Here is a 14,534-nt window from a genome sequence, read left to right on the forward strand (position 1 = left end):
GGTAATGTGCGGTATTATGCCTAATAAATCAGTAATGCGTGCTCAAATGGGTCAAAAGCTCCTCCCGGTCGCGGGCGTGCAGAATGGTTGCACCCGATAACTTCGGAAACAGTGTTTTGTATTCCTGAAAAGCATGCTCATGACCCCAATTTGGATTCGACAGAATGATGTTGGTTCCGCCAAAACAACTGGCTAATGCGGCTGTACCCCCATGCATCGAAATGAAGTGGTTACAGTTGGCATAGATCATGAGTTGCAGATGGTTATAGTTGTTCACGACCGCTGGGTGGTATTTGGCAAACAAATCATCCATCAGCAGTACATTCGGGTGGTTTTCCCGCAACCAGCTATGCTCGTTGAGCGACATCGTTTCGCTATTGTCGCCAACGATCTGGGTTGGAAGCGGTCGGTTGTAAATGATCTGGTATTTCGCCCCGTAGGTCTTGATGATCCGGTCGAGGGTGGGAATGTCCAGGTAGTTGATGGGGGGCTGGTCCCACTCAATATTGTATTTATTAGCGATAACCAGAATCGGTTTATCGAACACAAAAATGTCGTTCCGGTAATGCGTCTTGTACGGCACCTGTACCCATTTCCGAAAACTGTAGGTATAGCTGTGCGTCATGTTCGGAACGTCGTAATGGGCATACGATTCCGTCCAGATTCGTTTCGTAAATCGTTCTTCGTGATCAGGGCTGAAAAAATAAAACTCCTTCGTATTGCTGGCAGAAATGGTCTTTTTCAGGGTTCCATTCAGGTGGTGCCAATACGCAAAGGGGAGTACATAGCGGATTTCCTGGTCGAATTCGCCCTGATAGCTAATGACCTTGTATTGCTTTTTGAGGGCATAATCCCGGATGGCATAACGGCCCTGAACCAGTTTGCAGTAGTAATTATCCCGTACAAAATACCGCAGGTCTTTTCGGAGCTTCGGGTATCGCAGCCAGGCAACTACATACAATGATTTTAAAATAAGCCGTTCCATAGGGTTAGAGTCAAGTTTCGGTTTACGCAGCTTTTCCCAGCGATTTTAATTCGGCGAGTGGGAATTTGAAGCGTAGGGTAAGGCCAATATAAATCAGGGCACCTATCCCAATCTGTACGATGGTATGAGGCACACTTATTGAATCAAAAAATGATTTGTAAAGCGTAATAGCGCCTACCATCAGTAGGCAAAATCCAACAGGCTTGGCAATGCCCTGTGCAAATTCTTTTAAAAATGGCCCAATCAGCGAATGCACAATTCGGAAATTGAGCAGCATGTTGGCCAGTGTGGCCAGCATAAAGGCAACCGCAATTCCTACGACGCCCCCGTATTGCGCGAGCACATATACGAGCGGGATTTTGATGAACAACGTGGCCACGTTGAGCTGGAAGAGCAGTTTGGGTTTCCCTTTTGAAAAGGCGAGGGTAAACAGCGGATTGCTCAGGAATGTGAAAATGCTGACAAAGACAAAAATGCGAATCAATAGAATCGTAGGTTCCCAGCCCGGTCCATAAAACAACGGGACCACGCTGTCGGCGGTAATAAACAGGCCGGCCAGCAAGGGTAGGTTGACGTAGCTGAGCAGATCCAGAATCGTCAGATAGGATTTTTTTAACTCATCGGTGTCACCTTTTAACCGGGCCAGAATTGGGTACGCCACCTGAAGTACGATTGGATTGAGTCGGGCAATCGGAAAAACCGCCAATTGAGAGGCCAGGGTGTAATACCCAAGTGGCTTCACGCCCAGCAAACCACCTACCAGAATATTATCCGAATTAGCCTGGATGAAGCCAACGATGCCATCGCCCACATTATAGAGTCCGAACCGTAGGTGGTCTTTGATGAGGGCCAGGTTAAAGGTGAGGGTGGGCCTGAAATACTTACTTCCAAAAATCATCTGAAGCGCCGATTTGGCCGTTTGCTGCGCCAGTTGCCCGTAAATCAGCGCCAGTTCTGCAAACCCGTTGTAGGCCAGCAGGATGGTTGTGGCGGTGCCTACGATCGTACCCGTCATATCGATGGTGGCAACGGCTTTGAACCGTAACTCTTTCTGAAGCAGGAACAGATAAATCTGACCCACGTATACAATAATAAAGTACAGCGACGATAGCTTGATGACAGCTTCCAGACGCGGCTCTTTGTAATAAGCAGCTACCAACGGCCAGCTAAAAAATACGACGACACCAATGACCAGTCCTAGGATTAGATTCAGCAGGTAAATGGTGGACAGTACCTGCTGATCATCTTCCTGTTTATAAATGATCGAATTGGAAAAGCCCAGATTGGCAAAAATGTTAAAAAACGCAATCAGAAGGGTGCTGACGCTGACAATACCAAATACCGACGGCTCCAATAGCCGCGCCAGCACGGCCACCTGCCCAAATTGAAACAGAGTCGACAAAGCCGTGGAAATGCTCATCCACTTACCACCACTAATAGCCTGCTGCTTATGACTCATGTCGCCTATTGGTTAAGGAGCTTTGGGTTTTTAGAAGACGGTCCTGGAATGCCCGGTCCGTTTTGCGTACGCGGTAACCCTTGTTTGATGTCGTTGAGGCTTGGAGCATCCAGATTACTTTCTTCTACTTTATTCAGGGTTACCAGTACAGGTTGCCGGGCCGCTTTGAGGTAGAGCGCAAACAGTTGCTTATCCCGGCGACCCCATAATGTATGGAGCGTCAGGACCATCAGCGAAACGGCACTCTTACCGACCAAATGCAGGGGAATCGAACTACTGACCAGTGGGGGTAATTCCAGAATGATCTTATCGAATCGGGTCACAATCATGGCATCATCGCCCGTCAGCAGGTCTTCGGGTTCACGGACGTTCATGAAGTTAGGGTGTAGTTCATAGGGAAAGAAATGAATACCTTCCTGTTCGAACTTCTGGTCCGTATTGGTCAATTGCGGATAATAGTACGCGACCTGCTCACCCGATTCCGCATAGATACGGGCCAGCCCGTGGGCAAACCAGGTTTTACCCTGTTTGCTGCGCGTACTGAACAGGGTGATGATGGGTGGATACGATGGATTGCTTCGTTGCTCAATGGTAATGTTGATGGCATTGGCCAGTTGTTCAAACATACTGGTAGCCGCCCGACTGGCTTTTGAGTTGGCCGCGAATTTTTTGACAGTGGGAAACAGGGCGATGATTGGGCTGCCAAGGCGTTGTTCGGCCTGCGACAGCGAATTGATCCGTTTATCGGCCCAGGCACGGAAAGCTGCCAGCAATAAGGCAATGACCAGCCCCGCCCCCGCAGCAATGGCCATAAAGAGCAACTTCTTAGGGGCCTGGGGGGTTAGCGGAAAAACAGGTGGATCAAGGACCGATAAAGCCCCTTTCAGCGAAATATCCTGATTATGCGTTTGGGCTTCGTTCAGCGATTGAACCAGGGCAAGGTATTCTTTTTCCGCTACATCCAGATCGCGGGTTAGTTGCCGTTGTTCCGATTCCAGCGGTGGGTAGGCCGACGATTCAGCCTGGTATTCATCCAGTCGTTTTTTAACGATGTCCATCCGGGCAGCCGCTCCTTCGTATTCCAGCACTTTGTCCAGCCATTCGTTCACCAGTTTGAGTTTAGGGACGGATTCGGCCGTGTTGTCGGCGGCAAAATAGTTCTGGGCAATCTGTTTCAGTTCATTCGAAAGCTGATTGATTTTAGCCTGATGCGCGTCCAGTACGGATTGGGGTTGGCCATTGGTACGGGCATTGATCAACTGAGATTCAGCCGCCGTCAGTTCGGCTTGTTTGTCCGTTAATTGGGTATTTATCTTTAACAAGTTACCTCCCCCTGACATCCGCTGGTTGAGGGCATCCATAGCGGCTTTGGCTCCTTTTGTAGCCATTACCTCCTTATTATATTCATCGACCAGTGCTTCTCTTGTGGTTGAGCGAGTCTTTATTTCGTCTTCAAAATTGAGGACATTATGGGCTACATTGAACGCTCTTAGCTTGGATTCTGCCTGATCCAGCTTTTGCTTGGCGGCCTTAACATTCGCTTCATAGTAGGTCAATACAGGTGCTGTTTCGCCCCGTTTCAAGCTGGTATACCGTTCATTCAGCTCCGTAACGGCCAGATCGAGCGTTTGCTGGGCAATAGCCGGGTCATCCGCTTCATACTCCATATCCAGCATGTCACTGGCCGCCCGACGGGATGCTTTGAGCTTTTTGCTAATGGTTTCGGCCGAGTAATCATTCCCTGATTTGGCGAGCAACGCCCGAACAGGGTTGTCGGTTGAACTTTGCGCGAGTCGGTCAAGCTGATTCCGGGTTGAGTCCAGGTTTCCCGTCTTCGTCAGCGATTGGCGCAAACTGGCAGGGATCGTCTGCTGCAATTTCTGAAAGCTGGCTGCCGAAAGCTGGCGCTCTGTGGGTTTGGTTAGGTACAAGTGTTGAGCCAATAGCCGTAATCCAACCTGATAGAGCGTCTGATTCGAATTAAGCGTCGTCAGTACATTGTCGAAAGCGTTGCTAATGCCCGAGTAATCGACCTGAAAGCCTTCCCGCGCCGAATTCAGCCGATAACCCGACGTAAAGCCCGTATATAGTGTTGCCTTGGTTTTGTACGTTTTAACCTCATTCCGCATGAAGTAATAAACGGCTCCGGCTCCCAGGCAGGGAAATACAATAAACCAAATGAGATGCTGCTTCAAAAGCCGCCCAAGTTCCTGGAAAGTCATAGCTTACACACGTTTCAGTTGACGAATAGGCACTCCAACGAATAGTTCAAGTGCATAAATAGCTTTAATGAACGAGGTCTTGGCCTGTTCGACCGTCGCTCGGGTTTCAGCGTATCGGTTGCTATTGAACGCGTGCGCTTCAGGGGCAATTTTTCCTTTCTGAAGCTCCACTTCGGCAATCCGATAAGCCGCCAGCGATGCCTGATCATCCCGCAATCGAATCTGCAAAATCTTTTGGGCGAGGAGCAGATCCTGATAGAGGTTAAACAGGTCGCGTCGCAACTGAATTTCGGCAAGCCGTTTACGTTCAACCGTCGCGTCGTAGTTGGCCTTGGCTAACCGAATCTGCTGGGGTCGGCCGAAGAGTTCATGAATACTGATCGCCACATTGACGCCATACCGATAGCCATTCGAAATCTGAGCCAACTGATCGCTGGCGTTCGTACCCGTTGACAGAATAGCCTGATTGCCCGATGAGTAATTGCCATATCCTGTCAGATTTTGCAGGATCTGTACTTTTGATAAGTTGTAAGCTGCCTGCGAACCTGCTGCAACCGCTGTTTCAAATTTGATGGTGGGTGAATAAGCTAGTGCCAGCTTGAACATATCCTCAAACGGAATAAGCTGAACTGAAATGTCCTGGTTGAAATCGAAAGTCAAGCTGTCGGCGGTGACAGCAGCCGATGGAGTAGGTGCGGGTTGTGTTGCAGAAGGCGTGCTTGCTGGATTACCCTGGCCATACCCGGCACTATGTACGAGCATCCCCAAAATTACCGTACTGGCAAGGGAGAAGAGAGGCTGCTTAAATTGGTGTACTGTGCGTAATCTCATGCTATTGGAGAATCCTGAAAAAATCTGTGGATAAAGTTGACATACGATTATACCGGTTGTTCCTGTCGCCAGGCTTTAGGCATCTGCTGGATCACCCCTTCAAATTCCCGCGCCCGCTCGGGCCAGGAGTTACGCTGGGCCATAGCTACCCGTTGTTGTACCCGTGAGGGGCTGGTGTCGGCCAGGGCACGTCGAAGGGCTTGGGCAAATTGGTCGGGTGTATCGGCCAGTTCGATTACCCCATCGAAATCGTCCAGAATCGAGAAGGGCGTCGATACAACGGACAAGCCAGCCGCCAGATATTCGTTGATTTTCAGCGGATAAATGGTATAGGTGTGCCGATTACAGACGAACGGAATAATGCCGACGCTAAGCTGGGCCAGTAAGGGTGGCAGATCGACGGGCTGATGAGGGGGAATAAACGTTACGTTTGGGTAGTGCCCCAGTCGTTGGATTAACAGAGGCTCGTGTACTTCACCGATAAACTGAAAGTCTACATCCGGCATGGTACGGGCGCAGTATTCCATAATATCGATGTTGACCCGGTTATCGGCTGAGCCTAGGTAGCCTACAACTGGTTTTTTTGGTGGTTGCTGCTGAGCCAGAAGCCTTGCCTGGTTGAACAGATCGAAATTGGCACCGTTCTTTACACAAAACGTTTGAGGCTGAAGCGTCGACTTATCCTGTCGCAGGGTCTCGGAAGTGGTCACTACGGCATCTACCCGCCGGATGTAGGCTTCCTCATAGCGGGTACCGTGTTTGCTCATCCATTCACCAGCCGCCGAAATTTCATCAAAACAGTAGTATAACGTAGCGCATTCGTTGAGCTTCCCCAGCATTGGCAACCCAATAACCGGGTTATAGGCATTGATCACCAATGGTCGATGCATGCCCAGTTTTTTCAGCACTGTTCGGAGTTGCCCTACTAGTCGATTGATATTCCATTGCAGAACCCGATCGTGAGCGCTGTCGTCCATCCAGTTGATTGGAAGAATAATAGGGGGCGACCAGACGTACAAATCTTCGCCACCCTGATTGTCAATTTTGGTCAGTGGGTTGCCAAACAACAACTCCTTCGTCGATACTTCCTTACGACCCGTGACCAGATCTTTAATCGTGTACAGGTAGTCGACAAACAACACCCGATGCCGGGCCGACAACTCCGTCATAAGCTGGACGACAGCCTTTTGAAAATCGCCTTTCCAGGAGGTTTGTGAAATACAAACGATGCTATCAAACTGTTTCATAGGTGTCGGGCGTGGGGTTTGAATACAGTATTGAATCGGGGTTGGGACTTAACTCGGAAGCCGGTGTATCCCATCGATAGCAGGTAGTAAACAGGATCGTCGTCATAAAAATCATGGTGTCGGTCGGAAATTGCCCCATTACAGGATTGGAGTATCCCATTACCGCAATGCCGACAAACTCCGCCAGGAAAGCATACATTACTTTCACCAGCCAGGGGTCTTTTAGTTGCCAGACTTGATAGACACCGATAAGCACTAAGCCAACAACCATCATCAGGTAGATGGTAAGTCCAACCCGGCCGGTTTCGATCCATAGTTCGACATACCAGCTATCTGGTGGTGTTTGGGCCGCCCAGTGCCAGGGTGAAAACCGTGCCCCCATGTCGGTCGATGTGCCAATTCCGGCACCAAACGGATACTCGGCCAAGTATCGTTTGAGCTTTTCCTGGTTTTGCAGACGAAGGATAAACGAAGGGTCGTTCATGGGTGTCAGCGCCGAACGCATCCGTTGCACCTGATAGTTCGAACTGCCAACACTGGTATATAGCAGAAGCAGAACCAGCGGTACGGCCAGCGTGGCTCCAATAATCAGTTTGGGAAAATCCCGTTTAAGCAACAGATAGAATGGAAACCCGGCCAGCATTACGAACAGTGCACTGCGTGTACCCGATACAGCATAGCCCCAGAAGTAGGTGAGCGCCAACGTTAAACATATCAGTTTGGGTATCAGCTTCTTCTCCTCGAAACTATAAATCACCGCCACCAGTGTTGCTCCGGCCATTTCGCCCCCAAACTGAGCGGCATCGGAATAGAACGAAAAGCTACGAAGCTGTCCGAACAATACGTGAGTTAAGGCATTGTTTCCCTGACTAAGCCAGTTTTGCTCGGCTGGTTCCAGGCCAAGATACTGTTGTTTAAAGCCCCAAAAGGCTGCCAGAAACGACCATCCCAGCCACGAATACACCAGAATCTTGATGTCGCGGAGGGTAATGGGCAAAACCAGTACGGCCAGACCTGCCATGAACCAGTGCATCGAAAAAGGCCGGACATGAAAGAACCAGGCTGGACGGTACGGCGCTTCAGGATTGAGCAGCTCAATAAGGGTATAGGTAAACCAGATGGCAATCAGAACGAATGTAGGACTGCGTAAGCGGTGCCATTCCATTCGCTGGCCGTTAACGAATAAACTTAATAGCGTTAGAGCTAGCACCCCGTCAATTAATAATCCAATAGGAATAGAAACATTAATGAACCGTGACCAGCCAATCAGAAAACTAAGTTGTAAATACAGAAAGAGGCCGAATTTGGGCTCTTTGAACACCATGACAACCGTTAATAAAGCGACTGGGGCTATCAAAGCCATCACTCCGCCAACTGGCCCCATCTTACTGATCAGATACCCCACACCAATGGTATATAGGCCTCCCAGGAGGCTATAAAGCCATACTTGGCCAGATGTTGGACTGTTCAATGAAAATACCGACTGCGCCATAACGAGTGAGTAACTATCAGATCAATTATGTAAGTGCGTCTACGGCATTAGCCCTGCGCACTTTCTCCCAGGTTCCAGATTGATTGCCCCGCAAATAGCGAACCAAACCTGCAAGTGCACAAATATTCATAAACGTAAAATAGAAGGGAATAAAAGCGGCCTTCAAGCGTATTTGACGTTTTTCCAACGTATAGCCAAGCCAGGCAGCGCCGTAAAATAAAATTTGGCCGATAAACAGCCAGCCCCAAAACGAATTCCATCCATCCTGGATGACCAATCCAGCATTCAGCAGAAAGATAAGAGGCAAACAGAGGGGCGTAACAGCCCAGCGCATCACCCGGTGGGAAACATACTCGAAGGTGAGCACGCCGTACCGAAACGGATTAAGCAGATGTTTTAGCCACACAATCGACTGAAAACCACCAGCTGCAATGCGTATTTTTCGTTTCTGTTCATCAATGATCGAGAAGGAGGGCCGTTCGAGTGCATACGCATCGGGCTCATAGGCAACCCGATAACCCCGCCCGGCGATAAGGAGCGAAATCATAAAATCGTCCAGAATGGTATTCGGCGACACAGGTTCATAGAGTTCCGTCCGAACGGCAAATAACTCGCCTGCGGCCCCTACAATGGTGTGGAGTTCGGCATCCCAGCGTTTCAACTGCGACTCGTATTTCCAGTAAATGCCTTCGCCCGAACCCGCAGCCGATTCGCTGTCGGTAGTCTGAATCCGTTTTTCTCCAGCCACGGCGCCTACCTTTGGGTCCCGAAAATGCCGAACAATATTCCGAACCGCATCCAGATTTAACTGTGTATTGGCATCGGTGAAAATCACTATGGGCGTTTTTACTTGTTGCATGGCCATATTCATTGCCGCTACTTTGCCTCGCCGTTCGGTGCCGCCCAGAATAGCTATGGTATCGCCGTAAGTTGATCGTAGATATTCATCCGATCCATCAGTCGATCCCTCGGTAACAAACAGAAAGTGGATACGCTCCCGTGGGTACGACTGCCCCAGCGAGTTAGCTACCTTGGCAGGCAGGCAATCGAGTTCATTGTAGGCCGGTACAATCAACGTTACCTCCGGCATATACTCATCCGACAGGCTGGCAACGGATGGACGTGGCGGGCGAAGCCGAATCAGTAGCCATACCAGTAACCCATAACCCAGATATGTATAGACTACGAGCCCGATACAAATCAATATCAATGGTTCCATTCGAATACTATAATTAGCCCGCAACGACGGCTGACAACGGTGCGGGTGCTGTTGGACTTGGCGTATGTGTAAAATTCCAGATGACGGCATCCTTTATCGCTTTGAGGTAAGCAGGCTGCCATCGTAACGTATATTGGGCTAGGGCTTTGGGAAGGGCTATGCAGAAAAAATACATATAGAAAACCAGCAACGGAAACCCGTCCACATTTCGACGCATGAACCAGAGCCGATTTCGGGTATGGTAGTATACCTTCATCGGATTCATCTTGCCGACACTCATCGACTCGCGATGGTAGATCAGGGCTTTAGGCTGATAATAAATGGTAAAGCCAGCCCGTCGGATGCGTGCCGACCAGTCCAGTTCTTCATAATATAGGAAAAAACTGTCGTCGAGTGAGCCCGCTCGTTCCAGCACTGTCCGACTGACGAGCATAGCAGCTCCATGGGCGAACCAGGTGGAGCCGGGCTTGTCGTGCTGTCCCTGATCGAGCTCCATGAGCCCAATGGCCCAGGTACGTCCGGTATATTCATTCAATGGATGATAACCGGCATACTGAATGATGGTCGGCTGGTCGTAATAGCGAATCTTTGGACAGACAACCCCAACGGCTGGGTTCTCCGCAAAGGGAGCCAGTAGCTGTTCCAGTAAATCAGCCGTAACGATGGTATCGTTGTTGAGCAGAAAGTAATAGTCACCCTGAGCGTATCGGATACCCAGGTTATTGCCACCCGAAAATCCAAGATTATCAGGGCTGTCAATGTATTTTACATGGGGGTAGTTGCCCTGCGCAATTCGTTCGGCAAGATCATCCTTCGATCCGTTGTTGACGACAATGATTTCGTAGCGTGGATAAGTCAACGCCCGAGTCGATTCCAACAGATCGCAGGTCACTGCCGCCTGATTGTAATTGATCGTAATCAGTGAAATCAGCGGCCTTGCTTCTACACATTCTCCTTCTGCCATACCGCTTTTAAGGTTCTCAGCAAAATAATTAAGTCTGTACGTAAGGAGTACCGTTTGGCATAGAGTACATCCAACTGGATACGTTCCAGATCCGACACCTTCGCTTTTCCCCGTTTGGTTACCTGCCAGAGCCCGGTTAGTCCAGCTGGAGCCGCAAACCGACGGGCATAGCCAATATTGGTCAGTTTTTCGGCTTCATATAACGGAAGTGGCCGATTGCCAACAAAGGACATATCACCTTTCAGGATATTAAATAACTGGGGCAGTTCGTCAATACTCGTATTTCGAAGAATTTTGCCAAGTTTGGTCACACGGGGGTCTTCCTTAAACTTGCTGAACATGGCTTTCGCTTTCTGTTCGCGGTGGTACTGAAGTTCACAGATTTGTTTCTGATCCAGATAGAGCGGACGCTGGCAGGGGCCATTGGCGAGTTTGCATTCATCACACAGTTCATCGGCTTGTTTATCCTCCACCACCTTATTGTACATGTTCTGCGACGCCATGCCCGCCAGTAACTTATCGGCCCCCGTACTCATGGTACGAAACTTGTACATATCGAATATCCTGAATCCCATCCCAACCCGTTTCGAACTATAGAAAACCGGGCCTTTGGAATCGAGCTTAACGAGTATGGCTACAATGAGCAATAAGGGAGAAATCAGGGTCAGGATGGTAAACGAAAGTAGAATATCGAAAACGCGTTTGCCAATTGGCATTCGTACCGATACCGGCTTATGCACAACTCGGCCGTTACGCTGATAATCTCGTTTTTGAATCAGGTAATTCAGCCGGATTTTCAGAGCTGCCTCCGAATAGTTCTGCGGAAATGCATCTATCACAAATCCATGATATGGAGCAGCTGTCAGGTCGATTTTCTCCTGATCGGTGAGTAAAATAATGGGTATTTTAGTTCGGCTTTGCTTCGCCTGATAGGCGTTCATGAAGCCGCGCGTATTTAAATCGTCATTATACAGAATCAAGTCAACGGCCTCTTTGTCATCCAGATACGAAATGGCTGACCAGCCATCAGCTACGCCAATGACCTCAATGGGCGAAGGGAATGCTCGCTGAAACGATTTAATGCGTCGGTCATCGTTGTCAACATAGAGCACCCGAAAGGGTTGTGTACTATCACTTACAGCCTTCATGATTTGTTGTCAGACAGGTTCTTATCAATCAGCATTCGGTTGCCCTACGCTGTTGGCTTCTACCCGGCGCAAAACCGTCATAATCTTGGTTTTTACCTCCATCGGGTTAAAGGGCTTGATGATATAATCATCGGCTCCCAGTTTGAGGCAGGCAATTCGGGTATCGCTGTCGGCGTAGGTTGATAAAATGATGATGGGAAGTTTTCTGAATACTGGGCTTGCTCTGAGCATACTGATCAGATTTTTGCCATCCATATGCGGCATTTGTATATCCGATAGAATAATGTCGACGGGGTGCCCCTCCTCCAGCCAGGCCATCCCTTCCATCCCGTTTTCGGTAGTGGTTACTTCAAAATCATCTTTTAATGTTTGCCGCAATACCTTTCGAATAAACGAGTCATCTTCAATCACTAAAACGTGGTATACTTTTTTCATATGCGTACAAAGCTTGCCAGTGGAATTAAAAGATAATGTTATTTTGGTTTGTAAAGATAGTTGTTATGGTTATGAAATCTCGATATTGTAAACAAAAAGCGGGCTTAAGCTTTCTGTTTTTTGTGTCAAAAAACAATAAATTAATTTTACGGTAGGTACTATAAATTATGATCTAATGATAAATTGGTAAATAATTCATGTATAAGTAAATAATCCTTCACTTTAATAGACATCATATACATATAAAGTTGTACTATACAGCCAAGGTGTATAAATTGAAGGTGATTAAATGTCTCGAACCTTGTACCTATCCCTGAAAGTAGTCTGTCAACCAAGCTGAATATGGATCGAGCGTAGGCAGTAAAACCAGAGATAATTACACGTAAACTGCTGCGTACTTTTTGCCGGGAAGCGAACGCACAAATCCCCGAAATTCAAGGTTGAGCAGGAGAGAAGCCAGTCGGCCCATCGGAATTTGACTTTTCCAACTTAGCTCATCAACGTGAATAGACTGCGCCTGACGTAACAGGGCAAGGATTTGACTCTCTTCCTCGGTTATATCCAGAGGTAATGATGAAGAGCCTACTTTAGTAAGGGACTGCTCGCCGGGAGGAGTGTGGGGTTTATCCCAGTTGAGGGCCTCGATGAGGTCTCGGGGGTTGGTATAAATCTGCGCTTTGTTTTCCCGTATCAGCTTATTACAACCAGCAGAAAACGCCTGATTCAACTGCCCAGGCACTGCAAATACGTCCCGATGATAATTGTTCGCGTATTCGGCCGTGATCAAAGCTCCACCTTTGGCGGCCGCTTCTACTACAACGACGACGTCGCTTAATCCGGCAATGATTCGGTTACGGGCGGGAAACAGATGCGCATCGGGCTTAGTACCCGGTGGACTTTCCGTAAGCAAACCGCCCTGAACCAGCATTTCCTGAGCGGTTTTCTGATGCACATTCGGGTAAATGATGTCGATGCCGCTGGCCATTACACCGAATGTTGATAAGCCATGTATCAGGCTGGCGCGATGGGCGGCAATATCGATACCATACGCCAGGCCACTAATCACATTGACGCCGTAAGGGACCAGAGCCTCGATCATGTCGTTGGTAATCCGTCGGCCATAGTCAGTAGCCTGCCGGGTACCCACCAAACCGATGGTTCGGGGAGCGTTTAGATCGCCATTTCCCTGCATATACAGAAGAGCAGGGGCGTCGTAAAGGGTTTTGAGACGGGCGGGATACGCTTTATCGGTAAAAAAGAGGGCCGAAGCACCTAGCTTTTCGAGCCGGTTCATTACCCGTTCGGCTTCAGTAAGAGCATCCGGTTTGCGAATGGCCCGGGCTGTTACCTCACCAATGCCGGGAATTTTCAGCAAACGGCCGAGAGGAGCCTGAAAAACCTCGCTGGCAGACCCGCAGTAGCTGATCAGTTGACGAATAAGAATGCTACCAACGCCGGGAACAAAGGAAAGGGCAATCTGATGTTGGGTATCGGTGGGCACAGATGAAAGGGCTTGTTTGCCTACAAACATCTGCTTTTTTACAGATTATTCCGAACTTGGTGACTTAGTGTGCGCCTAATTATGCACACTCGTTGACTAATGCCCTGCTTGCTGATCGTTAATAAACAGTCCCCGATTTTATTTCGACTACTCATTTTTGAACCTGGACGGCCTCAGAAGCCAATGTATTACGACTGAAGATATTGAAGACGTGTTTTACAATACGACCACGTTTTATAATGATTTTGAACGAACAGAAGAGTTTGAGTATTTGGTTGGATTCAGTTTGAAATCTAAATTTTTGGTATTTACGTTTCGGTAATCGGTGAAGAAACAATCCGCTTTATTCAAGTTTATTTACTCCATCAAAGAGAAATCGGCTCCCGATACTACAATAGCTGGTTTTAAAAAACGCTTTCCAATAAGGGTGATTGGGAGAACTGGTTATTAGCTAATCCTGATAAAGGGAAATCGGTTAGCCACGGAGAACGTATGCATAACTGGTCGGAACAATTGCGGAAAGCAGGTAAGAACATGAGGTAATCACTCCTCACTCGCCAGCCCATCCCGCAGTTTCTCCAGAAACGATTTGAGCTTTTTGAGTTTGGCTACATAGCGGGCATTTTCCTGTTTTCGGTTTTCCCGCTCTTTCAAAAACTCACGGGCACCCGGTAAGGTATACTTTTGGTTGTTGATCAGATCCAGAATTTCTGTAAGTTGGTCGATGTCGGCCTGCGTATAGATGCGGTCGCCCGAGCGATTTTTCTTGGGTTGTAGGGTAGGGAACTCCTTTTCATAATACCGCAGCTTAGAGGCATTAATGCCAAACAGCTCGGCTACCTCTTTAATACCATAATAAAGCTTACCTGAACCTTCCATTCGACAAACTTGCTGACGTTCCGTCAAACCTGCAACGTTTTCCGTAATTTTGCAAAAAAGTAGTTAGTAGTTAGGAGCGAGAAGTGAGGAGCCATTCGGTCATGCCTTATCCCCCGGATGGCTCCTCACTTCTCGCTCCTCGCTCCTAAAGA

At 48.5% G+C, this 14,534-nt stretch carries 12 protein-coding genes; all 12 read right to left on the reverse strand.

Features of this window, described 5'->3' with window-relative positions; translation table 11 throughout:
- Positions 1 to 28: 28 nt before the first annotated feature.
- The 12 genes from B5M13_RS13535 to B5M13_RS13590 all read right to left on the reverse strand — a co-directional run bounded on the left by B5M13_RS13535 (position 29) and on the right by B5M13_RS13590 (position 14,382).
- Complete coding sequence (locus tag B5M13_RS13535; protein WP_080056177.1) at positions 29 to 985, reverse strand: hypothetical protein; 957 nt, start codon at positions 983 to 985, stop codon at positions 29 to 31.
- Positions 986 to 1,007: 22 nt separating this feature from the next.
- The gene (locus B5M13_RS13540) at positions 1,008 to 2,444 is read right to left on the reverse strand and encodes an MOP flippase family protein (RefSeq protein WP_080056178.1); all 1,437 of its coding nucleotides are present in this window, start codon (positions 2,442 to 2,444) and stop codon (positions 1,008 to 1,010) included.
- A gap of 5 nt (positions 2,445 to 2,449) precedes the next feature.
- A complete protein-coding gene (locus tag B5M13_RS13545) occupies positions 2,450 to 4,666 on the reverse strand; it encodes a GumC family protein (protein ID WP_080056179.1) in 2,217 nt (738 codons plus the stop codon).
- A gap of 3 nt (positions 4,667 to 4,669) precedes the next feature.
- Positions 4,670 to 5,497, reverse strand: coding sequence for a TolC family protein (locus B5M13_RS13550; protein ID WP_080056180.1), 828 nt, complete (start codon positions 5,495 to 5,497; stop codon positions 4,670 to 4,672).
- 47 nt (positions 5,498 to 5,544) lie between these two features.
- Positions 5,545 to 6,744, reverse strand: coding sequence for a glycosyltransferase (locus B5M13_RS13555; protein WP_080056181.1), 1,200 nt, complete (start codon positions 6,742 to 6,744; stop codon positions 5,545 to 5,547).
- A complete protein-coding gene (locus B5M13_RS13560; RefSeq protein ID WP_080056182.1) occupies positions 6,731 to 8,236 on the reverse strand; it encodes an O-antigen ligase family protein in 1,506 nt (501 codons plus the stop codon). Before B5M13_RS13560 ends, B5M13_RS13555 begins: the two co-directional genes overlap by 14 nt.
- A gap of 25 nt (positions 8,237 to 8,261) precedes the next feature.
- The gene (locus B5M13_RS13565) at positions 8,262 to 9,455 is read right to left on the reverse strand and encodes a glycosyltransferase family 2 protein (protein ID WP_080056183.1); all 1,194 of its coding nucleotides are present in this window, start codon (positions 9,453 to 9,455) and stop codon (positions 8,262 to 8,264) included.
- A 13-nt stretch (positions 9,456 to 9,468) separates the two neighbouring features.
- Positions 9,469 to 10,419 carry a glycosyltransferase family 2 protein gene (locus B5M13_RS13570; protein WP_080056184.1) on the reverse strand — a complete coding sequence of 317 codons (951 nt, stop codon included), beginning with the start codon at positions 10,417 to 10,419 and terminating at the stop codon, positions 9,469 to 9,471.
- A complete protein-coding gene (locus B5M13_RS13575; RefSeq protein ID WP_080056185.1) occupies positions 10,398 to 11,567 on the reverse strand; it encodes a sugar transferase in 1,170 nt (389 codons plus the stop codon). Before B5M13_RS13575 ends, B5M13_RS13570 begins: the two co-directional genes overlap by 22 nt.
- Positions 11,568 to 11,591: 24 nt before the next feature.
- Positions 11,592 to 12,002, reverse strand: coding sequence for a response regulator (locus B5M13_RS13580; protein ID WP_080056186.1), 411 nt, complete (start codon positions 12,000 to 12,002; stop codon positions 11,592 to 11,594).
- A gap of 376 nt (positions 12,003 to 12,378) precedes the next feature.
- Positions 12,379 to 13,503 (reverse strand): DNA-processing protein DprA, encoded by a 1,125-nt coding sequence (gene dprA, locus B5M13_RS13585; protein WP_080059919.1) that lies wholly within the window; start codon positions 13,501 to 13,503, stop codon positions 12,379 to 12,381.
- Between the two features lie 543 nt (positions 13,504 to 14,046).
- A complete protein-coding gene (locus B5M13_RS13590) occupies positions 14,047 to 14,382 on the reverse strand; it encodes a MerR family transcriptional regulator (RefSeq protein WP_080056187.1) in 336 nt (111 codons plus the stop codon).
- Between the last annotated feature and the right edge of the window lie 152 nt (positions 14,383 to 14,534).

The sequence above is a fragment of the Spirosoma aerolatum genome (genome assembly GCF_002056795.1).
Classification (GTDB): domain Bacteria; phylum Bacteroidota; class Bacteroidia; order Cytophagales; family Spirosomataceae; genus Spirosoma; species Spirosoma aerolatum.